The sequence below is a fragment of the Enterococcus viikkiensis genome, assembly GCF_005405345.1.
GTDB classification, from domain to species: Bacteria; Bacillota; Bacilli; order Lactobacillales; family Enterococcaceae; genus Enterococcus_A; species Enterococcus_A viikkiensis.
Map to the genome: position 1 here is coordinate 140,469 of NZ_BJDW01000004.1, position 23,506 is coordinate 163,974.

Consider the following 23,506-nt stretch of genomic DNA (forward strand, 5'->3'; position numbering starts at 1 on the left):
CTATCCCTTCTTTCTACCTGTTTTTTTCTTTTTAGCCACCGATTTGTAAAAAGGCTTCTTACCTTTTTTCTTTTTCTTCTCTTTTCCCGCAGCGGGACGATCCGAATTTTTCGGATGATTTTTATTGCTGTTTTGATTATTCTTGCGTCCACCAGTTGGCTTACGGCGCTGATTGTTACGACGACTGTTTTCTGGAACTTCCAGCGCTGGAATTTCTTCGGCTTCAAGCAACTCAAAATCAATTTCTCTTGTTTCAGGATCCGATTTCGTAACCTTTACTCGTACCTTTTGCCCTATTTTAAAGGTTTGACGTGTCCGCTCACCGACTAAAGCTAATTGATTTTCAATAAAGTGGAAATAATCTTGTTTCAATTCATTGAGATGGATCATGCCTTCAACCGTATTCGGCAATTCAATAAAGATCCCAAACTTCGTAACAGAGCTGATAATCCCATCGAATTCTTCACCGACTTTATCCGCCATATACTCCGCTTTTTTCATGCTGTCCACTTCACGTTCAGCATCTACTGCCCGACGCTCCATCTTCGAGCTATGATCAGCAATTTCAGGCAACGCCTCTGCCCACTTGGCTTTTGTCGCTTCCCCTTGATCCTGACTATAGGTCCGAATCAGACGATGGACAATCAAATCAGGATAACGGCGAATTGGCGACGTAAAGTGCGTATAGTATTCAGCAGCTAATCCATAGTGCCCATAGTTATCCTCAGAATATCGTGCCTGTTGCATACTCCGTAAAAGCATCGTATTGATGACTGGAGCCTCCGGTTTGTCTTCTACCTCGTCAATAACCTTTTGTAAATCTTTCGGCGTGATGGTAGTTTTTGTTCCTTTAACTACAATACCCAAAGCAGACGCAAAATCAAAGAAACGCTGCATTTTTTCTTCCTTCGGCTGTTCGTGGATTCGATAGATAAAAGGCAACTTCAAGCGATTAAAATGCTCCGCAACCGTTTCGTTGGCGGCCAGCATAAAGGATTCGATCAAGCGTTCACCGACGCCTCGTTCTCTCAACTCAATATCCGTGGGACGGCCCTCTGGATCAACCAAAATTTTCGCTTCACGATCTTCAAAATTGATTGCCCCACGTTGGATACGACGAGCTTCAAGAATCTGATGCAGTTCTTTCATTAGTTGAAACATCGGCACTAACTGCTGATAGCGTTCCAACGTTTCAGGCTTTTTCTCTTCCAAAATCTCATTGACTGCTGAATATGTCATTCGCTCAGTCGTTTGAATGACACTTTGGAAGATTTCATGATGAACAATCGTTCCACTTGGATCGATCTCCATCTCACAACTCATCGTTAAGCGTGGCACCCGCGGGTTCAATGAACAGATCCCATTTGATAAACGCTGCGGAATCATCGGAATTACCCGATCGGTTAAATAAACACTGGTTCCCCGTTCAAACGCTTCTTTATTTAAGATACTATCTTCCGTCACATAATAAGAAACGTCGGCGATATGAACCCCTAAGAAATAATTGCCATTATCTAGTTTACGAACAGTCACCGCATCATCTAAGTCTTTCGCGTCAGCACCATCGATGGTCACGATTTGTTGCTCCCGCAGATCCCTGCGGCCAACCAGGTCCGTCTCTGAAATTTGATCCGGTACTTGCTCTGAAGCTGTCTGGACTTCTTCTGGAAATTGCGTCGGAATCCCTTGTGCAATCACGATAGACAAAATATCCATCCCTGGATCATTTTTATGACCGATGACTTTTGTCACCATTCCCTCAAGACTGGTTGCATAGCCTTTTTCCGGGTAATGGGTAATCTCAACGATAACGACACTGCCGTCCACCGGTTGAATCCCCTCAGCTGCAATAAAGACTTTAAACTGCGCACTTTTTTTATCCTTTGGTGTTACGTAGCCAAACAAATCCGATTCTGCAATCTCATCCACATCAAATGCAGTGAACTCACCAACTAATTGTTGGATTTTTCGTTCTTTGATGGAAACGACTTGGCCTTCTGCCCCACGATCAGCAAATAAATCTGCTGTTTTTTGAATATCGATCATAACGATGTCGCCATCCATCGCAAAATTCGTCGCATCCTTCGGAATGAACACATCTGGTTCCTCCGGATCGATCGTTACAAAACCGAAGCCTCGTTCGTTACGACGAAAGATTCCTTCAACTTCGATTGGTTGGAAAGGCAACTTGATGCGACCCTTTTTATTAAACTCTAAGGTCTTTTCCCTTTCCATTTGCGCAACCGTTTGAACCAACAACTTGTAGTCCTCGCTTTTACGCATGTCTAATGCTTCTGCCAATTCTTCCATTGACAGACTTTTTTTAGTGGCCGCTTTCAACCCAGCCAGTATTTCTGCTTTAATTGTTTTTTTCTCCATTATTCTCTCTCCAGCCAAGACCCGCTAAAAAATCAGCAACGTCTTGTTCAAATTGTCTTCGTTCAGGTCCTACCGTAATAACATGACCACTTTTAGGATACCATTTTAACGTAAAGGGGGTCTGCTGCAAAAGTGCTGCCGTTTGAAAAACCCCTTTCGCTTCAATCATTTCATCTTGACCTGCCTGCGCCATAAAAAAGGGGGCTTGGATCGCGGTTAATTTTTCATAGGCTTGTTTCGCTTGCGCCTCGATTGTGGCCAGTTGCTTTTCGACTAATGGACGATACGTCATTAACGTTTCCTCCGTTAGGACTTCTCCGGTTCGTTCGATTACCTGCTTGGCATATAATAGGAAGTTTTCAGCTACTTGCGTTTTCACTGGCGCGATTGGTGAGCAAAAAAAGCCACCCCCAACAAAATCTTTTGAAGCTTCCGTTAATAAACGAGTTGAAAAAATCCCGCCCATTGATAATCCTAAAACAGCAATCTCTTGATAGCCTTTTGCTTGTAAAAATTTTACTGCCTGTTGACTATCTTGCCACCAATGCGCTGAGCTTTCGTGTAAAATATCCAAAGGATCTAGCGTGCCATGTCCCTTAAATAGTGGGGCGTAAACTGTATAATCTAATTTTTCTAACGAACGTGCCAGCATCCGGACATCATTCGGACTGCCGGAATAGGCGTGCAAAAGTAACACCGCGCGCTTTCCGTGGGGCAAGAACAACGACTCAGGTAATTGAACCATTCCTTCCACTCCTTTTCTTCTATCTTAAAGTGTACTTGATTTACATTAAATACAAAATTAGAAAGACTTCGTTCAACCGTTTGTTCGTGAAACCGGACATCAAAAAAAGACCTCTCAAGTGAGAGGCCGCTTTATTTGCTTGATAGAAACATTAAGACGAAGAGCAAAATCATCCAAACTGCACCTAAAACTGCAGTTGATCGTTGCATCACAGCTTCAAAGCCGCGCGCTTTTTGCTTTCCGAACAATTGATCCGCACCGCCAGTAAATGCACTTGCAGCACTATTTTGTTTGCTAGGCTGCATCATGATCGTAATGACGATGATCACTGACAACACCAAGATAACGCCCAAAATAAAATTATACAAAAGATGACCTCCTTATTCCAAACTACTTCATTTTTTACTTTAGCATAATTGAAGCTGCTTGACTAGAGAGGAAAACAAACTTATTTTCTTAAAACATCTGCATATTCTGGTTTTTCTTCAAATTCTTTTTTAGCAAATGGGCAAAGAGGGATGATTTTTTTACCATCTTTACGTGCTTTATCAACGCCAGCTGCAACTAATTTTTGTGCTAATTGTTGGCCACGATAAGTTGGGTCAACAAAGGTATGATCGATGATCATGATTTCTGGGCCTGCATTTGACCAAGTCATTTCGCCAGCTTCGTTTCCTTCGTCGTTTAGTAATACAAAACGGTCTTTTCCTTCTTTGATTTCCATAATAACGCTCCTCTGAATGAAAGTTTTGGTGAACTATGGGATGTTCCTTAATTAGCTAGGAAAAATCCCGTTATACTTCTGCTTTTACAATATATTTCAAGGCGCCGCTTGGACACGTATCCACGACATAGCTAGCATTTTCCACACTGCCATTATCCGGGATGATCCACGGTCTGCGTCCCACCTCAAAAATTTCTGGATTGCCTCGGACACAATTTCCGATATGCGCGCAAATATCTTTATTGTAATAAATATCAATGCCCTCACCATGATATTTGCGATAACCTTGAGCCAATAATTCTTCTTCATTAACAGGCTCTTGATCAAATTTGCTTCCGTCCATTTTTTATCACTTCCTTTGAGTAAGATTATAAAGAAAATCAATAAAAATTTACACTAAATCGTCTTTTAAGCTAAGAGTTCGATTAGAGTCTGCATCGTTTGATGCGCATCTCTCTGATCTGGAAACGCCAAAGTAAATGTTCGTCCGCCTAATGTCTCAATCAACAATTCAAAGACACCTGATTGTTGGTGCAGGGAAAAGGGTTTCAAGCTTTCTGTCGTAAAATAAACATTTCGTGGTTCTTTCGTCAGATCATCTTCTTCTAATACATGTAACCCGCGGTTAGAGAAAATCAATAGCTTTTCGGTCTGATCTTCATAAAGCGCTAATTGATTCAAGCCTTCTTCGGGAAAAAGCGCGCGCAGTTGTGCCTGTAATAATAAAAAGCTAGTCTCCTTCATTGGAAGTCCCTTATGCGGAAAACGCTGGAAATACATTATTCAAATAAGCTTGGCCTAATTCATAATAATGCTCCGCGTTCTCACGATTTTTTTCGATTTCTGCAGGTGTCAATTGGCGAATCACCCGAGCAGGCGAACCAAAAGCCAGCGAGTTTGCTGGAATCACGGTTCCTTCGGTTACTAACGAATTCGCTCCAATCAAACTGTTTTCTCCGATCTCCGCATGATTTAAAATGGTCGAGCCCATTCCAATCAGAGCCCCTGAATGAATCTTACACCCATGAATAATACAGCCATGACCGACCGTTACATAATCATCAATCTGAGTTGGTGCATCATGATCCACATGCACGATCGTCCCGTCTTGGATATTACTTTTTTTACCAATTGAAATTTTGTTGCTATCCCCTCTTAAAACACTTTGAAACCAAATCGTCGAGCCAGCATCAATCGTCACGTCTCCGAATACATCTGCACTATTTGCAATAAATTCTGTCATCGTCCTCACCTCAATTTCAGTATAGCACGAGGCTAGCCTTTCGTTTGTAAAACAAAGAGCCTTAAAAATAATTTTAAGACTCTTGCTTCCTGTTTATTCATAAACGTGCTAAGCCCAATCTCCGTTTCTAAAGATCGCGATGCGACTGCCGTCTTGACGAATCCCGTCAATGTTCATTTGACCAGAACCAATCATGAAATCCACATGATTTTTGCTCCGATTCAAGCCATGTTCGATTAGTTCTTCTTCATTCATATCCACTCCACCTGCTAAGTTAAAGGCGTAAGCATTGCCAATAGCTAAATGATTCGAGGCATTTTCATCGTATAGTGTACTGAAGAACGTAATTCCTGATTGAGAGATTGGTGAAGGGTCCGGCACTAACGCTACCTCTCCTAAATGCTTGGAACCTTCATCCATTTCGACTAATGCTTTTAAGACTTCTTCACCTTGCTCCGCCTGAACATCAACAATGGCGCCGTCTTTGAAAGTCAATTGAATACCAGTAATTACTTGTCCACCGTAGGCTAAGGGTTTGGTAGAAGATACGACCCCGTCTGCGACCCGGCAATCAGGTGCGGTAAAAATTTCTTCTGTCGGCATATTGGCCATGAATTCAAAGCCTTTTTCATTAATACTGCGGGCACTGTCCCACACATGATTTACAGGCAGGCCGATCGTTAAATCAGTTCCTGGCGCTTGATAATGCAACGCTTTAAATTGCTCACGGTTCATCATAGCCGCTTTTTCTTGCAATCTTTTTTCATGTGCCGACCACGCCTGAATCGGATCAGCTTCATAAACTTTAGTTGCCTTAAAGATTGCGTCCCACAACGCTGCTACTTGCTCTGACTCAGGCAATTCTGGAAAAACTTTAGCCGCCCATGGTGCTTCCGCTGCAGCTACTACCGTCCAACTGATTTTATTCGCCGCTGCAACTTGCCGCAGACCAAATAATAATTTGCGATCATATTGTTGATAGGCATCAATGCGTTTCGTATCCACACCAGCGAATACACCCGGATCTTGTGAAACCACACTGATTCGACTGATCCGTCGAGCAACTAGATCATCCATCTCCGCCTGCTTGTACGCTGGAACTTCCCGCAATTCGTCAAGTGCCATATTCATTACCTGTTCGCGTAAAATCGTGTCATCTGTCCAACGCAAAACGACTTGGCTCGCTCCGGCTTCATAGGCTTTTTTAACAATTAAACGAGCCAAAGGTGCCTGATTGACAGAAATGTCTAACTGGACTAAATCTTTCGCCTGAACATTAACTCCCGTCTTCACAATCAAATTCGCATATGCGTCTAAATGCTCCATTAAATCTATCATTTTTCCACCTCTATAATGTTCCTGAAGTTAAAATATATTTTTTCTCGTAACGGCTATACATAACGACCGCAACAACCCCAAAGACGACTGGACCTAAAATCGAATAAATTGTTCCCGCAAGATCGCCTTGCATTGCTGGTTGAACAATCGTAAAGACATTGGCAAAACCGACCACAAAAGTTACAACAATTACCGCAATATTAGCCATTGTCTGAGTCTTATATATCTCAAATGGTTTTTCGATTTCCTTTTTCTTTTTAAATCCAATAAAAGCGATCGCCAAGAACATATAAGGAATCGTCATCGAAACATTCGTCATCGAAACTAAGACTTGGAAGAAATATTTCGCGCCGCTTCCGCCAAAAGAAACGAGTGCCACAATCGCAATTACGATCGCTGCTTGGACTTTCATTGCGTTAACGGGCAAACCATTTTTAGTTTTAGTTAAATATTCCGGCCAAACCTCTTTCGGTGTCCCTTCGATCAACTGTTTCAAAGGTGAGAAGATCAAGGTGAAAAATGCTCCTGTCAATGCTAAGAACATCGACAAGCCCATGTAACGCGATACCCAAACACCCATCGTGACAGAGGCGGCTTCCGTTAAATGCAACGCATGACCTAATTGATAGCCCATATTATTCATCGCGATATACGCAACATTGCCTAAGGTCACTTCCGCATCAGAAAACTGTGTAAAGGCAAAAGTCCAATTTGTGAAAGCCCCCATCATAAAAATTCCAACTGCATATCCCACCGCGATAACGATTGCCGAGATTGCCACTCCTCGAGGAAAAGTCTTTTCGGCATTCTCTGTTTCATCTACTAAGCCGCCAACAACTTCCAAGCCACCATATGCGAAGATCGCAAAGACTAGGAAACCAAAAACTTGAATCATCGTCGAATAATCTGCATTAGGAGACTGGAAAAATGCTCCTGGACTCAGCGGCTGTGCCATATGTCCATTCAGTAAAAGAATTGCCAAACCACCGATAAATAATACAACATTAATCAATGCAACGGCTGTCCCACCGATTGACGTCACTTTTTTAATGCTGTCTAATCCTCTTGAAGAAACAAAAGTAATCAAAATAATCCAGAAAATAGCTAAGACTCCTAATGTTTGTACACCAGACAATCCAAATGGTGTCCATTGTTGTGTTTTGTCTACGCCGAAAATCGCATTCGACAATGGAATCCAGATTCCCGATCCTACGTTAACCATCCAAATAATATATGATGCATACCACATGAAAGTACCAATAAAAGCAAATTTAGGATTAAAGGATTCTGCCATCCAAGAATAAATGCCGCCTTTTCGATCTTTAAAAGCCGCTCCATATTCAGACAACATAAAAGCAAAAGGTAAAAAGAACGTCACTGCTGCTAAAACGTACCACAAGATTGAAGCATAACCCATCAAATAAAACGCGCGTGTAATGTTGGTGAAACCAAATACCGATGTGAAGATCATAAGAATCAGTGAGATTAAAGTTAATTTCTGTTTTTTCGGTTTCGACATGAATGTTTCCTCCAATTTTTATTTTTCAGCGAATCAAACCTATCCTTTCTTAAGATTTAAAGAACACTTTTCTTTAAAATCAAGTGACACTTGTTTAAAGAAATGAGTTGTTCTTTCGTTAAAAAATCGCTTTATTACTAAAATTGTACGTATTCGCTACCACTAAAACAACAGGATTTCCTAATAACTTAGCAAAGCATAATCCGAAAAAGAAAACGCTTTCTTTTTTATAATAAAGAACGGTCGTTTTTTTATTAGGTCGTTTCGTTTTATTTTCGGCTCTACAAAATTCATTTATTTATAAGCTTTCATATGATGACGTGAGTTTCTTTATTTCCATTTGCCTGGCGATTCAAAATTAGAAAAAAAAACGCTCTTCTCATGAATAAATCATCTCATGTGAAAGCATACTCAATCCAAAGTAAAAAAGACATGGACTCTTCATCCATGTCTCTCCCCGCTTACTCAGCTTCTTCCATAAATTGACTATTATAAAGTTGTTCGTAGAATCCGCCTTGTTCTAACAGTTCATGGTGCGTTCCATGTTCAATGATATTTCCATCTTTCATCACTAAAATGTGGTCCGCATCGCGAATCGTTGATAAGCGATGGGCAATCACGAAACTGGTTCGCCCTTCCATCACTCGATCCATCGCTTTTTGAATCAAACCTTCCAATCGTGTATCGACGGAGCTGGTGGCTTCGTCTAAAATCAAAATTTTCGGATCCGAAATGATCGCACGAGCAATCGTTAGTAATTGTTTCTGTCCTAAGGAAACATTGTTCCCTTCTGAATTAATCTCCATCTCATACCCACCGGGCATTGTACGAATAAAGTGATCGACATTCGCAGTCTTAGCGGCATCCACGACTTCATAATCCGTGGCTTCTAATCGGCCAAAGCGAATGTTATCACCGATCGAGCCTTCATACAACCACGCATCTTGTAACACCATACCAAACAACGAACGAACATCAGAGCGGTTCATTTCTTGCGTATTCACACCATCAATCAGGATTTTCCCACTGTCGATGTCGTAAAAACGCATCAATAAATTAATCAAGGTGGTTTTTCCAGCCCCTGTTGGTCCAACGATTGCGACCGTTTCTCCAGCCTTGACTTCAAAACTCAAATCCTCAATCAATGGTTTCTTAGGATCATAGCTGAACTGCACATGATCAAAGACGACATTTCCTTGGAGTGGTTCTGATAATGCTAGATCCGTCTCGTTTAACGTTTCTTCCGGTTCGTCTAAAATTTCAAACACTCGTTTTGCGGAGGCCGAAGCACTTTGAATCATGGATGACAGCTGAGTAATTTCTCCCATTGGTTGACTGACTTGCCAAATATATTGAATGAAGGCTTGTAACTGACCTACCAAGATCACACCGTGAATGACGTTCCAACTACCTAAAATTGCCATCGCAATATACGTTCCATAAGCTGTTAATTGAACGAGTGGCTGCATCAAACTTGAAACAAAAGCCGCTCGAAAGCCAAAATGTCGTAATTGATGATTGACCTTACTAAAACCAGCTAACGTTTCTTTTTCACGACCATAAAGCTTCAAGACACTAAAGCCCGTCATATTTTCTTGTACGTACCCATTCAACTCTCCTAAAGAATTTTGCATGCCTTGGAAATCTTTTTGAGAGACTTGAACGATCTTTCTAGAAATCACAATTGACAAAGGGATCATGATTATCGACAGAAAAGCCATCATGGGATTGATGTAAAACATCATGACCACTGCCAGCAAGATTCCTAAAACTGCATTGATGGATTTAATGATCGCTTGTTGCATCGCATTGCTGACCGCATCTACGTCATTGGTTACCCGTGACAAAATATTTCCTTGTTGATTGCGATCAAAATACGAGACCGGCAAACGATTGATCTTGGCTTCGATATCCTCACGCAAATCCCGCATTGCGGATTGGACAACATTGGCCATTAGCCAGCCCGTCGCTAACTGGGTGCCACAATAAGCAATCCCGACAACCACAATCACGGCTAACCACTTAAATACATAGTCAAAATTGACTGCTTCGCCTTGAGTAATATTTTTGCTGACCTCGGTTGTCGGCAAACCAGTCAGGTACGGCATCCATGTACCTAATATCAAGGTCGCCACCGCTAATACAAGAACGAGGATAAATATTTTTTTGTAAGGATTGATATAGCGCATCAATCGTTTTAAAGAAGAAGTATATTTTTTCATGCCAATTCCTCCTTCGATAATTGTGATGCGGCAATGTCGTAATAAATCGGACAGTTTTCAAGCAGCTGACGATGGGTTCCAATACCAACGACGTCTCCTTCGTTCAAAACCACGATTTTGTCAGCGTGCATAATCGTACCCACCCGCTGAGCGACAATCAGAACCGCTGATTGCGTCGTTTCCTTTTTCAATCGTGCGCGTAATCTAGCGTCCGTTTGATAATCTAACGCGGAGAAACTATCATCAAAAATATAAATCTCTGGCCGGCGAATCACTGCGCGAGCAATCGCTAGACGCTGCTTCTGACCACCGGAAAAATTCCCGCCGCCTTCTGCCAACTCTTCTTGATAGCCGTTCGGTTTTTGCGAAATAAATTCGGCTGCCTGAGCGATTTCCGCTGCTTCTTCCATTTCTGCTTGGGTAGCATCTTTTTTCCCATAACGTAGATTTTCTTCGATTGTTCCGGTAAATAACTGAGCCTTTTGCGGAATATAGCCAATCTTTTCTCTTAAATCTTTTAGCCGATAGGCACGCACATCCTGACCGTCGACTAAGACTTGTCCTTCGGTTACATCGTAAAATCGTGGAATCAACTGAATCAGTGTTGATTTACCTGAACCCGTACTACCGATAAAAGCGACTGTTTCTCCCGGATTGGCGGTAAAACTAACATTACGAATCACTGGGCTTTCCGCATGCCCAGGATAAGCAAAGGTTACATCCTTGAATTCCAATGTACTTTTTTCCTTTGGTTCCACGAGTGCTTCTGGATTGTCTTTAATCAACGGGTCCATATCAAAAATTTCTTGGATTCGTTGCGCGGATACATTAGCCCGCGGGTACATCATAAAGACCGTTGCGAAAAGCATAAAGGAGAACAACGCATGGAAAATATATTCAATGAAGGCGATCAGCGTACCCACGGCTAAATTTCCTTGATCAATCTGAATTGTTCCGTTCCAAATAATCAACACCATCACAATATTAAATAGAAAGAAAAAGCCCGGCTGTGCGACCGCCATTAAATGAAACAAACTCTTCGAACTATTGGTGTATGCATCATTCACTAAACGGAAACGCATTTCCTCAAATTTTTCATTGACGAAAGCCCGAATCACCCGTAACCCTGAAAGATTTTCACGCAAAATACTGTTGATATTATCCAAATTATTTTGTTGTTTGGTTGATAATGGCTCTGAGTACTTAGCAATCAGTAAAACGGCTAACAATAGAATTGGCAGTGCCAACAGTACATACATGCCTAAGCCGGGACTGGTCCGTATAATCAAATACAAGCTCATCCCAAACATCATTGGCGTCATGAAGCCCGTTGTTAAAATATTTTGCATAAACAACATGATTTGATAGGCATCGTTGGTCGCTCGTGTAATCAAGGAAGGTACCCCGATTTGTTCATATTCTGAATGAGAAAAATTTTGTACTTTTTCAAACAAATCATCCCGAATCGCTGCTACCATGCGAGAGGTGATTTGAGAGCTGAAATAACGCAAAGAAATACTCATAATGATCCCAACGATCGTAATTGCAATCATCAGCATTCCCATCCGCTGAACATAGCTGAAATCGTTATTTCCAATCCCCTTATCGATCATCATAGCCAAAATTGTTGGCAGCCCCAACTCGATTAAAATAAATCCAAATACACTGATGAAATCAAAAAATAATAACTTTTTGTAGCGCCAAGTATACCGCAACATCAACTTCATTTTTTTCGCCTCTTTCTATACCGTAATGTCTCAAATATAGCATAAATGAAAAACTTTCGCCTATGAGGAAATTGTTTCTTTATATTCAAGTTTTTTTACTTTCTGAAATTTTCTTAGGAAACCTCATTTCACTTCCTAGTTTCTATACTTCTGATTTATTCTGTGATAAACTACAAGTAATTGTTGTAAGAACAACCCAAAGTACGGTGAAATTGTTTTTTCAAGCAAGAAGCAAAGACGAGGCTTCTTCTCAACGCTTTCGCGCAAGCTAAGACGTTGAGCATTAGGAAAGGCTTTCTGAACTCCATTCACTTTTAAACAATCCGATCAAAATTTTGTTCAGTCGTAATATAGATCTGCCAAAATTTTTGCTTATTGTCGAAAAGTTTGTTCATAAAGCTAGACGTAAAAAAACCGGTGGCACCTGCCCCCTCATTTTGTCGTGGAAAAAATTGCTATAAAGCAAATAAAGGAGATAGATTCATGATTTACAAAGTTTATTATCAAGAAACCAAAGAACGCAACCCAAAACGAGAACAAACCCAATCACTTTATGTCGAAGCCGACAACGAAGAAATGGTTCACAACCTATTACGCGATAACACCCCATATAACGTGGAATATATCCAACTTTTAGAAGGCAGTCATTTAGAATACGAAAAAGAAAATGCCGACTTCAAGTTAGCGGAGTTCTAATATGAAACTTTCGCTAAAAAACAATGAAACTGGTGTCTTTGCCATTGGTGGATTGGGCGAAATCGGAAAAAATATGTATGGGGTTCAATTCCAAGATGAAATCATCATTATTGATGCCGGAATAAAATTTCCAGAGGATGATTTATTAGGGATTGATTATGTCATTCCTGATTTCAGTTACGTTACCCAAAATATCAATAAGGTCAAAGCACTCGTTATTACTCACGGCCATGAAGACCATATCGGTGGAGTGCCTTACTTATTAAAGCAGGCCAATATTCCGATTTATGCAGGAGCTTTAGCTTTAGCTTTAATCAAAAATAAATTAGACGAGCATGGTTTGCTGCGAGATGCCGAACTCCACGAGATCAATGAAGATTCCGTAATTCGTTTCCGCAAAACATCCGTCAGCTTTTTCCGGACGACCCATAGTATTCCCGACCCATTAGGCGTAGTAGTTAAAACCCCTTCTGGAAACATTGTAGAAACGGGCGACTTCAAGTTTGATTTCACACCAGTGGGAGAACCAGCCAACCTTCATCGTATGGCTAAACTTGGGGAGGAAGGCGTCTTATGTCTGCTGTCTGATAGTACCAATGCAGAGGTGCCAACCTTTACTAAATCAGAACAGACAATTGGTCAATCGATCTTACGAATCGTAGAAAAAGTCGATGGTCGGATCATTTTTGCCACCTTCGCTTCTAACATTTCTCGTTTGCAACAAGCTGCATCTGCCGCCGTTGCAACTGGTCGAAAAATCGCGGTCTTTGGCCGTAGTATGGAAAATGCCATCGTCAACGGTCAAAAATTAGGCTACATCACTGTACCTGATGGGACCTTTATCGATGCTCACGAAATGAATCAATTGCCAGCCAATGAAGTTATGATTTTGTGTACCGGATCGCAGGGTGAACCCATGGCGGCTCTTTCCCGGATCGCTAATGGTACCCATCGTCAGATTCAAATCCAACCAGACGATACGGTGATCTTTTCAAGCTCACCCATTCCTGGTAATACGACCAGCGTCAACCATTTGATCAATCTGCTGTCCGAAGCCGGTGCCGAAGTCATCCATGGAAAAGTCAATAATATCCATACTTCTGGACACGGTAGTCAGCAAGAACAAAAATTGATGCTGCGCTTAATGAAACCAAAATATTTTGTTCCAATCCATGGTGAATTCCGGATGCTGAAGATCCATACTGGCTTGGCACAAGACACCGGTGTCCCAGAAGAAAATTGTTTCTTGATGGAAAACGGTGATATGTTGGCCCTAACAGCTGATAGCGCTCGCCGCGCTGGTCACTTCACTGCAACCGACGTGTATGTTGACGGCAGCGGGATTGGTGATATTGGCAATGTTGTTCTCCGTGATCGTCGAATTCTTTCTGAAGAGGGATTAGTTTTGGCGGTAGCAACTGTTGATATTGAGAAAAAAGAAATTTTAGCTGGTCCAGACATCTTATCACGCGGGTTCGTTTATATGCGTGAATCCGGTGAAATGATCAATGAAGGCCAACGGATTTTATTCCATGCGTTACGAGAAGCGTTGAATGAAGGCAATTGCAATGAAGCGAAGCTTAAAAATGCGATGGTCGGTGCCTTACAGCCGTTCTTGTTTGATAAAACAGAGCGTCATCCAATGATTCTGCCAATGATCATGACTCCAGATAATTAATCGACAACACCTATCTTTTTACAGATAGGTGTTTTTTTATTCAAATCGACCAAGAGTAACTCTCCTTCAATTCTTATTTAACCGTGTTTTTTAAGCAAAATAAATTATTTTTTTATTACAAACATCCTAAAATCGATTGACAAATCACTTTTTTATTTGCACAATGAAAGTTAAGTAAAAAGGCCCACTAACTATTATTAGTTATTTTTAAAATAATTCAAATCAAGATAAAGGAAGATTAACATGGTAAGAACACAACGCGTTCATCGGAGCCACATCATTGACGGCGCCTATCAGCTGATTCTCAATGAGGGGTTCAAGAAATTTCATGCTCGGAATATCGCTCAGCACATCTCCTGCTCCACGCAGCCAATCTACCGTGAGTTTGAGAATTTGGCTGAACTAAAAGCGGTACTAAAAAATCGCATCTTAGTGAAGTACACAGATTTTTTAGATGATCAAGCCCCTAAAAGTTTGCGAGCATTGTCCGCCACCATCATGAATTACGCAACTGACTATCCCGAAGAGTTTTATCGCTTCTTCTTGCAGGATTCTGAAACGATCAAAGCCGTTAAAGAAGTCACCTATACTTTCTTTACAACCATCTGCGCAGAAAAAGAGCATCCCCATACTTTTGATTTCTTTTGGCAGTATTGTATTGGAAAAGCTGCTTTGGCGGTAAACAATGCCAATCACACGGAAACGTTGGAGGAAGATTTGTTTTTTCAAAACATCTTTAACTAACATTCAAAAATATACTAAACAAAAAAGCCTTAGAGACCTGTCTCTAAGGCTTTGTCATATTATTGCTTATTCACGTTAGTTGCTTGAGGTCCACGATCACTTTCTTCAACATCGAAAGTTACTGCTTGTCCTTCTTCTAATGTTTTGAAGCCGTCGCCTTGGATTGCTGAGAAATGTACGAATACATCGCTACCATCTTCGCGAGTGATGAAACCAAAACCTTTTTCTGCGTTAAACCATTTTACTGTTCCGTTTTCCATGAATAAAATCCTCCTCGTGCTTTAGCACTTATTGATTGTAACATTGCCAGCCTACGAAAAGGGCATCGTCTCTATACCAACTCGTATCTAAAACAAAATTACACTAATAGTTTAACACTGGTGTGATTCTCTGCGCAAGGGTTTTCAATCTCTACTTTAAGTACTTTTCTTCACGCAAACTGAAATATTTGGTTTCTCCGGTGATAATATGGTCCAATAATTCAATTCCCATCATTTCACCACACTCCCTCACCCGTTCTGTAAACTCTAAATCACTTTGCGAAGGCACCGGGTTTCCTGAAGGATGATTATGCCCTAAAACTACTCGAGCTGCGCTGATTCGCACTGCTTCACGGAAAATTTCTCGTGGATGAGCGATGCTTTGATTCAGCGAACCGATAAAAAGTGTTTTTTGCGAAATGATTTCATTTTTGGTATTTAAAAAATAAGCCACGAGATGTTCTTGCTGATAATCCTTTAACTCACTAATCAACTGCTGCCCTAATAAAAGACTGGATTGGATCCTTCCTATTTTTGGCTGAAGTGCACAATTGATTCGATAGCCAAATTCCATCATCGCTTTTAATTCGACTGCTCGTGTCTCGCCGATTCCCTTAAACTGCTGTAACTCTTGCACAGTTGCTTGTTTTAATTCATATAAGCTTGGAAAGGTTCGTAAGATGGTTCCAGCCAACTCCATAACGTTTTGCTGACGCGAACCGTTCCGTAAAATAATCGCTAATAATTCTTGGTCCGATAAATGTTTTTCGCCAGCTCGCAACAGACGTTCCCGGGGCCAGGAACTTTCTGGCAACTCTTGCAGCAATAAACTTTTTTCCATAAAAAACTCCTTTACCTACTTTTCTTTAAAGTACGCAAAGGAGCTAACGTTATGCTTCTAAAAAATCAATTACCTGATGTAAGGTGGGGAGAACCGCTACCGTCTTTGCTTCTAATTCGCTAGTCGGTGCAACAATATCTGGAATCATCACAGCAGGCACGCCTGCGCCTTCTGCCGCTAAAATGCCGTTTTTAGAATCCTCTAAGACTAAGGCATCTGCTTGGCTAATCCCCAAGCGGTCTGCAGCGATTACAAAAATTTCTGGATCAGGTTTCGCAAATTTTACATCTTCTGCCGAGACAATGTCTACAAACTTATCGCGAATTCCGGCATGCTCCAATAAAATTTCAATGACTGATCGCATATTACTAGAGGCCAACACGCGCGGTACATTTTTTTCTTCCAAATAGGCTAATAACTCATGAACGCCGGGCTTCAAATCAACATCCCCTGTTTTGAAGCGGTCATGAGCCAGCCTCCAACTTTCATCGATGAATTTTTGAACCGTCACTTCACCGTAGTCCGCATACATTTCATGGAGTGCTGCCCAGACTTCTTCATCCGAGATCCCAATAAACTGTTTATAAGTCTCTTTAGTGAAGGGGATGCCATACTTTTCAGCCACTATTAAATTCGCATCCTGATAAATCGATTCTGTATCAAACAACAACCCATCCATGTCAAAAATAATTCCCTTAGTTTTTTTCATCGTTTCCTCCTATATTTAATAATAATTGACGTACTTCAGAGACGAAGTACAACGATCCTGTAATTAAGAGTAAATCGTCCTCTGCCATATCCTCCAACAATTCTCCTAACCCAAATTGCCATAGCGAAACGACACTGAACTGATTGTTTTCCCGATCATCATAGCGGGCGAGATCCATCGCCTTAGGATATTCAAAGGTGGTTAAATAAATCCGTACATTGGGAATTCCTTGTAACAACGCCAACATTTGATCAATATCTTTTGTCTCTAAAGCTGAAAACAGCACTTTGACATTGTAATTGCGAAATTCTTTTTTAACATTTTCTACTAAACGTTTCATGGCGTGACTATTGTGCGCACCATCCATTACGATCAATGGCTCATCACTGACTTTTTCCATTCGAGCAGGCCATTGAGCATTGGCTAACCCTTTTTGAACTGTTTTCTCGTCAAAAGGCAGCCGCTGCTGTTCACAATACAAACGAAACAGTTCGATAGCGACTCCAGCATTTTCTACTTGATGCCGGCCTAAAAGTGGGACTTTCAATGAAGAAAGCTTGCCTGCTTGATCGTTAAAAGTAAATAATTCCCCCCACGTTGGATCAGGATGTAAATAGTTGACGGTATATTCTTTGCCATAGCGATACATCCGAGCTGTTTCTGTCGCAGCCTTTTCAGTAATTTCAATCAAGGGGCCTTTACTAATTTTACCAGTCACAACAGGAATATTCTTTTTGATAATGCCCGCTTTTTGAAAGGCGATCTCATTTAACGTATCCCCTAAAATATCCATGTGGTCATAACCGATCGTCGTGATCGCCGTTAACATCGGCTCCACAATATTGGTTGAATCCAGTAATCCGCCTAAGCCGACTTCCACCACCGCTACGTCTACTTCTTTAGTTAAAAAATAATCCAACATCATCGCCGTTAAAATTTCAAATTCAGTAACGCCGTTGATTTCTGGCTGCTGATCCAATTCTTCTACCAAAGGCTGGAATTTTTCCACCAACTGAACCAAATCCTGATTACTGATTGGCTTCGCATCGATCGCAATTCGTTCATTAAATTCTTCAATATAAGGGGAAGTAAAACTCCCTACCGTCACGCCTGCTTCAATTAACAAACTGCGCAAATAAGCCACGGTAGAACCCTTGCCGTTAGTTCCGGCAATGTGGATCACAGGAACTTTTTTTTCTGGATTGTCTACTTTATTTAATAATGCTTGCACCCGTTCAAGTCCTGGTCTTGAGCCAAATTTTTGGCGGCTGTGGATCCAAGCAATCGCTTCTTTTATCGTCAAGATTTCTCGCCTCATTTATTCTTCAACTTTTTTATATTTCCATTCGTTCTCTTGCCTCTCTAGTATAGCAAAATTTACCTGAGAAAGATTGTCTCGCGCAAAAAAGCAGAGCCTGTGACAAAAATCTTGTCACAGGCTCTGCTTACGAATAAACGACCTCAATAAATTATTATGAAATGGTACGTAAGCTTTCGATCCGATCTTGTACGGCCGCTTGTTTTTCTAAATAATCTTTTTCCTTCGCCCGTTCTTCTGCTACCACGGCTTCAGGAGCGTTGGCAACAAATCGTTCATTGGCTAATTTTCCTTGAACTCGTTTGACTTCACCAGTCCATTTGGCCAATTCTTTTTCCAAACGTTTGATTTCTTCTTCGATGTTGATTAAGCCTGCCAGTGGCAGATAAATTTCAGCTCCAGTTAAAACGGCTGACATCGCTAAATCAGGCGCAGTAATATCGCTAGCAATCGTCAACTCTTCTGGATTACAGAAACGCTCGATATAACTTGTATTTTCAATTAAGAACTCTTCAACCTTAGGGTCACTCGTTTTGATCAACAACGTAATTGGTTTTGAAAGCGGTGTATTCACTTCAGCCCGAATGTTCCGAACCGAACGGATCAATTCCTTCAAGACTTCCATCCCTTTAGCTGCTGTATCATCGTTGTTCTCCGGTTGAACCACCGGATACTCAGCGACGACTAATGATTCGCCAGTATGTGGAAGTTTCGCCCAAATTTCTTCTGTCACAAATGGCATGATTGGGTGCAATAGGCGCAATGTTTGATCCAAGACATGAACTAAGATACTCTTGTTGGTTTTCTTAGCCGCTTCGTCTTCACCGTAAAGAATTTCTTTACTCATCTCGATATACCAGTCACAGAAATCATCCCACATGAAGTTATACAATTGACGTCCGGCTTCTCCAAATTCAAATTGGTCAAAAAGACTCGTCACTTTTTCAATCGTTTCATTCAAGCGAGTCAGAATCCAACGATCGGCAACCGTCTTCTCACCAGAAAAATCAATATCCGCCGTGGTGAAGTCTTCCACATTCATTATCACGAAACGAGAAGCGTTCCAGATTTTATTGATAAAGTTCCAGGCAGCATCCATTTTTTCATAACTGAAGCGAACATCTTGACCTGGTGCAGAACCAGTGGATAAGAACCAACGTAAGGCATCTGCACCATATTTTTCAATGACATCCATTGGGTCGATCCCGTTGCCTAAAGATTTACTCATTTTGCGACCTTGTTCATCCCGAATCAAGCCATGGATCAACACATTTTTAAATGGTCGTTCGTCCGTGAACTCCAAACTTTGGAAGATCATGCGGCTAACCCAGAAGAAAATAATATCGTAGCCTGTGACTAACGTACTGGTTGGGAAGTAGCGCTTATAATCTTCACTATCTTCGTCCGGCCACCCCATCGTAGAAAACGGCCATAAGGCAGAGCTAAACCACGTATCCAAAACATCTGGATCTTGTTCCCAATTTTCGCTATCGGCAGGCGCATCCATGCCGACATACATTTCGCCGGTTTCTTTATGGTACCAAGCAGGAATCCGATGGCCCCACCATAATTGGCGAGAGATAACCCAGTCATGCACGTTTTCCATCCAAGTCATAAAGGTATTGTTGAAGCGTGGTGGGAAAAATTCTACCGCATTGTCTGTTGCTTGATTTTTCACTGCTTGATCAGCAAGAGGTGCCATCTTAACAAACCATTGGGTTGATAAGCGCGGTTCCACAACGACACCTGTCCGTTCTGAATGTCCGACACTGTGAACCATTTTTTCAACTTTAATTAACCGACCGATTTCTTTCAAATCCGCAACGATTGCCTTACGAGCGGCGAAACGATCCAGCCCTGCATATTTACCAGCCAGTTCATTCATGCTACCATCTGGATTCATTACATTTACCCGTGGCAAGTGATGACGATTCCCCACCTCAAAGTCATTAGGGTCATGAGCCGGTGTAATTTTCACGGCACCCGTCCCAAATTCACGATCTACGTAACTATCCGCAATAATTGGAATTTCTTTATCCAACAATGGTAAAATCGCTTTTTTACCAATCAACTCTTTATAGCGATCATCTTCTGGATGAACCGCGATCGCTGTATCCCCTAGCATCGTTTCCGGACGCGTCGTTGCGATTTCCAGCACACCACTGCCGTCAGCTAATAGGTAAGAAACATGATAGAAGGCACCTTCCACGTCTTTATGAATTACTTCAATATCTGATAAAGCTGTTTTTGCTTGCGGGTCCCAGTTAATAATATATTCACCGCGGTAAATTAAGTCCTTTTCATATAAAGAAACAAAAACCTTACGAACCGCATCAGATAACCCATCATCCAGCGTAAAACGCTCGCGGCTGTAATCCAATGATAACCCTAGCTTCGCCCATTGTTCACGGATGTGTCCAGCATATTCTTCTTTCCATTCCCACACTTGATCGACAAATTTTTCACGACCAAGGTCATAACGAGAAATCCCTTGTTCCCGCAATTTTTCTTCAACTTTGGCTTGAGTTGCGATACCAGCATGATCCATTCCCGGCAGCCATAACGTGTCAAAGCCTTGCATCCGTTTTTGGCGAATGATCATATCTTGTAACGTCGTATCCCAAGCGTGTCCTAAATGCAATTTTCCCGTTACGTTTGGCGGCGGAATCACGATTGAATAAGGCTTCGCCTGTTTATCTTCTGACGGTTTGAATAACTCTTGATCTAGCCATTTTTGGTAACGACCCGCTTCAACTTCTTGCGGATTAAATTTTGTTGGTAAATTTTCAGTCATAACTGTTCCTCCTAAAATTGATTGATAAAAGTTTTGGCTCTGCTCGTTTGTGGTAAAACTGGACTGACCGCTAGCTCAAAAAATTCTTTCTCTTCCTACACATATGATAAAGCGAGCCAGCAGATTCTTTCACTTGGAGCAAACATGATTGTCTCTTTTAAGCTAAAGAAACTGCAAAAAAAGTCCTAAAACACAACTGTGTTTTAGGACGTAAATTACGCGGTACCACCTAAATTGCAGAAAAATTTCCTGCCGCTCAAGCATGTGTTAACGGTCATGCGCCGTGCGTTCCTACTGATTCAAAACGCAAACTCCCAAGCTACCTTCTGTAAGTCAAAGTGAAAATGTTGCAGCAGATCATTTTCTCTCTATAACATTGAGCTTACATACTCCTCTTGATCATCGTATGAATCATTCTACAATGAACTTGAAAACTTGTAAAGTCTAAGCGAGTGATTGACCATCAAAATAAATCAAGGTCTGCAATTCCGAAGTCAAATCAATATAGTGAACATGCACATTTTCCGGAACTTTCAGTGGATCAGGAGCAAAGTTTAAAATAGCCGTAATCCCACTTGCCACCACTTGATCGATGGCGCCTTGGGCATACTGGCTAGGCACCGTTGAGATCGCCACCGTAATTTGCTTTTCTTTTAGGACATCGCTTAACTCTTTAATTGAATAAACTGGATAGCCGCAAATCTCTGTGCCGACTTTAGCCGGATCATTATCAAAAGCGCAGACAATATTTAAATTTTCATTCCGTCTAAAATTATTATTCAGCAAGGCCTGTCCCAAATTTCCACAGCCAATTAGGGCAATTCGTTTTTCTTCCTTCGTTTCCAATATATCGCTGAAAACTTTAATTAAATCATTGACATCATAGCCATAACCGCTGCGTCCCAGCTCGCCAAAATGTGAAAAATCACGGCGAATAGTTGCCGAACCAACTTGGGTCATTTTACTAAGCTCAGAAGACTTCACGCGATTGACACCATTTTTTTCTAAATTTTTTAAGCAACGCAAATACAATGAAAGACGTTTCGTCGTTGCTTTTGAGAGAACGGGTTTTTCAATTATGCGGTTCATAAAGATACTCCTTTGTTAAAAACTTCACATGAATAATTTTAGCATGAATATTTTTGTTTAACAATCCTTTGTCAAAAAAAAGCACCAAATATTGCAAAAGAGCAAGAAATCAAAATTGATTTCTTGCTCTTTTATCATTATAACAAATCAGCAAATTCTTCTGTTTTTTCGCTTTGCTGTGGTGTAATCTCTTCAACCTTTAGTCCGGCTAAACAACGAGCCATCATGCCTTCAATATCAAAACGCTCTTCCAACTCTAAAACCTTTTCTAGATTAGGGCGCGTCTTTGGTTGTGGTGGTGCAAAAATCGTACAGCAATCTTCAAAGGGCTGGATCGCTAATTCAAATGTGTCGATCTTTTCAGCCAGTTCGATGATCTCCGTCTTATCCATTGTTACGACTGGTCGAATGATCGGCGTCGTGGTCACTTCGTTGATTGCTACCATACTGTGAAGCGTTTGAGAAGCTACTTGACCAAGTGATTCGCCATTGATGATCACTAACCCATGACGTCTTTCCCGAATGGCATCTGTCAAACGCAGCATCATCCGACGAGTCAGCGTCATCCAATAACCTTGAGGACTGTGTTTTTTGATTTCTTCTTGAATCTCAGTAAACGGCACTTCAATAAATTGGATGCCCCCAACATACGGTGTTAACTTTTCAGTTAAATCTTTGGCTTTTTGCAAGGCTTGTTCACTTGTGTAAGGCGGACTAGCAAAATGAACAGCTTCAATCTCAACGCCTCGTTTCATCGCTAAATAACCCGCTACCGGTGAATCGATCCCGCCAGAAAGCATCAGCATCCCTTTGCCACTCGTACCCACTGGCAGCCCGCCAGCCCCTTTGATCGTCTCATAAGATAGATAGGCACTGTCACGGCGAATTTCAACTCGTAAATTAATATCCGGATGCTTCATTTGAGCCTGTATTTCTGGACAAACATCCATCACGGCATCCCCTAAGTATTGTTGCAGGCCATGGCTGTCTAATTCAAAATCGTGGTCGCTGCGTTTCGCTGTAATCTTGAAGGTTTCTTTTCCTGTGTAGATTTCTTCCATGATTTGTTGAGTCATTTGTTTTAAGGCTTCAAGCTTTTTTTCTACTTGAATGCTGGGCGAAAAAGTTTGGATACCAAAAACTTTTTTTAATTTTGGCAGCACCAAACTGCTATCTTCCCCATTTAATAAAATATGCATCCGATCGCGATCCGCGTGAATTTTCAAGTTTGGAAATTCTACTAACGCTCCTCGAACATTTTGCGCTAGCTGCATAATGAAGCTGCGCCGATTTTTGCCTTTCGTTGACAATTCACCATAACGCACCATAATTTCAGTATATTGCAAGATGATTCTCCTTTTTCATATTCATGTATTTATTTTTCCTACGTTCAGGAAAAATAAGTTTGATTTTCAAGCCGTATATCATTCAGCTATACTTTTCATCTTCCATTATCGCTCTTAGCTCTTGCTGAAAGCTT

The 23,506-nt window shown here is 41.3% G+C and carries 21 protein-coding genes and 1 other annotated feature; of the genes, 3 read left to right on the forward strand and 18 right to left on the reverse strand.

Translation table 11 applies throughout. The features are described 5' to 3' along the window. From rnr to FFM67_RS04230, 11 genes are all read right to left on the reverse strand, one after another. Entirely contained in the window at positions 1 to 2,379 is a 2,379-nt protein-coding gene (rnr, locus tag FFM67_RS04180) for a ribonuclease R (protein WP_137613358.1), read from the reverse strand. Beyond that, the gene (locus FFM67_RS04185) at positions 2,360 to 3,124 is read right to left on the reverse strand and encodes an alpha/beta hydrolase (protein ID WP_137613359.1); all 765 of its coding nucleotides are present in this window, start codon (positions 3,122 to 3,124) and stop codon (positions 2,360 to 2,362) included. Before FFM67_RS04185 ends, rnr begins: the two co-directional genes overlap by 20 nt. A 131-nt stretch (positions 3,125 to 3,255) precedes the next feature. Then, positions 3,256 to 3,492 carry a preprotein translocase subunit SecG gene (gene secG / locus FFM67_RS04190; RefSeq protein WP_071857487.1) on the reverse strand — a complete coding sequence of 79 codons (237 nt, stop codon included), beginning with the start codon at positions 3,490 to 3,492 and terminating at the stop codon, positions 3,256 to 3,258. Between the two features lie 80 nt (positions 3,493 to 3,572). After that, on the reverse strand, positions 3,573 to 3,866 hold the full coding sequence (locus FFM67_RS04195; protein ID WP_307723246.1) for a GNAT family N-acetyltransferase: 294 nt from the start codon (positions 3,864 to 3,866) through the stop codon (positions 3,573 to 3,575). Positions 3,867 to 3,918: 52 nt separating this feature from the next. Further along, entirely contained in the window at positions 3,919 to 4,191 is a 273-nt protein-coding gene (locus FFM67_RS04200) for a (4Fe-4S)-binding protein (protein ID WP_137613361.1), read from the reverse strand. A gap of 65 nt (positions 4,192 to 4,256) precedes the next feature. Further along, positions 4,257 to 4,592 carry a hypothetical protein gene (locus FFM67_RS04205; protein WP_137613362.1) on the reverse strand — a complete coding sequence of 112 codons (336 nt, stop codon included), beginning with the start codon at positions 4,590 to 4,592 and terminating at the stop codon, positions 4,257 to 4,259. A 10-nt stretch (positions 4,593 to 4,602) separates the two neighbouring features. Further along, positions 4,603 to 5,091, reverse strand: a complete 489-nt coding sequence (locus FFM67_RS04210) for a gamma carbonic anhydrase family protein (RefSeq protein ID WP_137613363.1) — start codon at positions 5,089 to 5,091, stop codon at positions 4,603 to 4,605. A 108-nt stretch (positions 5,092 to 5,199) separates the two neighbouring features. Further along, the gene (locus tag FFM67_RS04215) at positions 5,200 to 6,429 is read right to left on the reverse strand and encodes an aminopeptidase (protein WP_137613364.1); all 1,230 of its coding nucleotides are present in this window, start codon (positions 6,427 to 6,429) and stop codon (positions 5,200 to 5,202) included. Positions 6,430 to 6,439: 10 nt separating this feature from the next. Next, the gene (gene yjeM / locus FFM67_RS04220) at positions 6,440 to 7,948 is read right to left on the reverse strand and encodes a glutamate/gamma-aminobutyrate family transporter YjeM (protein WP_137613365.1); all 1,509 of its coding nucleotides are present in this window, start codon (positions 7,946 to 7,948) and stop codon (positions 6,440 to 6,442) included. 461 nt (positions 7,949 to 8,409) lie between these two features. Next, a complete protein-coding gene (locus FFM67_RS04225; protein ID WP_137613366.1) occupies positions 8,410 to 10,170 on the reverse strand; it encodes an ABC transporter ATP-binding protein in 1,761 nt (586 codons plus the stop codon). Beyond that, entirely contained in the window at positions 10,167 to 11,897 is a 1,731-nt protein-coding gene (locus FFM67_RS04230; protein ID WP_137613367.1) for an ABC transporter ATP-binding protein, read from the reverse strand. Before FFM67_RS04230 ends, FFM67_RS04225 begins: the two co-directional genes overlap by 4 nt. 483 nt (positions 11,898 to 12,380) lie before the next feature. Between FFM67_RS04230 and FFM67_RS04235 the strand changes: the two genes are divergently transcribed. From FFM67_RS04235 to FFM67_RS04245, 3 genes are all read left to right on the forward strand, one after another. Further along, a complete protein-coding gene (locus FFM67_RS04235) occupies positions 12,381 to 12,593 on the forward strand; it encodes a DNA-directed RNA polymerase subunit epsilon (RefSeq protein WP_137613368.1) in 213 nt (70 codons plus the stop codon). 1 nt (position 12,594) lies between these two features. Then, on the forward strand, positions 12,595 to 14,271 hold the full coding sequence (gene rnjA, locus FFM67_RS04240) for a ribonuclease J1 (protein ID WP_137613369.1): 1,677 nt from the start codon (positions 12,595 to 12,597) through the stop codon (positions 14,269 to 14,271). Positions 14,272 to 14,514: 243 nt separating this feature from the next. Then, on the forward strand, positions 14,515 to 15,015 hold the full coding sequence (locus FFM67_RS04245) for a TetR/AcrR family transcriptional regulator (RefSeq protein ID WP_137613370.1): 501 nt from the start codon (positions 14,515 to 14,517) through the stop codon (positions 15,013 to 15,015). Between the two features lie 59 nt (positions 15,016 to 15,074). Here FFM67_RS04245 and FFM67_RS04250 read toward each other — a convergent pair whose 3' ends face one another. From FFM67_RS04250 to thiI, 7 genes are all read right to left on the reverse strand, one after another. Beyond that, on the reverse strand, positions 15,075 to 15,275 hold the full coding sequence (locus FFM67_RS04250; RefSeq protein WP_137613371.1) for a cold-shock protein: 201 nt from the start codon (positions 15,273 to 15,275) through the stop codon (positions 15,075 to 15,077). Positions 15,276 to 15,426: 151 nt separating this feature from the next. After that, on the reverse strand, positions 15,427 to 16,116 hold the full coding sequence (gene radC / locus FFM67_RS04255) for a RadC family protein (RefSeq protein WP_137613372.1): 690 nt from the start codon (positions 16,114 to 16,116) through the stop codon (positions 15,427 to 15,429). A gap of 49 nt (positions 16,117 to 16,165) precedes the next feature. Beyond that, positions 16,166 to 16,825, reverse strand: a complete 660-nt coding sequence (locus FFM67_RS04260; RefSeq protein WP_137613373.1) for an HAD family hydrolase — start codon at positions 16,823 to 16,825, stop codon at positions 16,166 to 16,168. After that, complete coding sequence (locus FFM67_RS04265) at positions 16,812 to 18,143, reverse strand: bifunctional folylpolyglutamate synthase/dihydrofolate synthase (protein WP_170177983.1); 1,332 nt, start codon at positions 18,141 to 18,143, stop codon at positions 16,812 to 16,814. The genes FFM67_RS04260 and FFM67_RS04265 overlap by 14 nt, the downstream gene beginning before the upstream one ends. Before the next feature lie 154 nt (positions 18,144 to 18,297). Next, positions 18,298 to 20,937 carry a valine--tRNA ligase gene (locus FFM67_RS04270; protein ID WP_137613375.1) on the reverse strand — a complete coding sequence of 880 codons (2,640 nt, stop codon included), beginning with the start codon at positions 20,935 to 20,937 and terminating at the stop codon, positions 18,298 to 18,300. A 201-nt stretch (positions 20,938 to 21,138) separates the two neighbouring features. Further along, positions 21,139 to 21,349, reverse strand: a binding site (T-box leader). Positions 21,350 to 21,381: 32 nt separating this feature from the next. Next, complete coding sequence (locus tag FFM67_RS04275; RefSeq protein ID WP_137613376.1) at positions 21,382 to 22,026, reverse strand: redox-sensing transcriptional repressor Rex; 645 nt, start codon at positions 22,024 to 22,026, stop codon at positions 21,382 to 21,384. 137 nt (positions 22,027 to 22,163) lie between these two features. Further along, positions 22,164 to 23,372 (reverse strand): tRNA uracil 4-sulfurtransferase ThiI, encoded by a 1,209-nt coding sequence (gene thiI, locus FFM67_RS04280; protein WP_137613377.1) that lies wholly within the window; start codon positions 23,370 to 23,372, stop codon positions 22,164 to 22,166. Positions 23,373 to 23,506 lie beyond the last annotated feature (134 nt).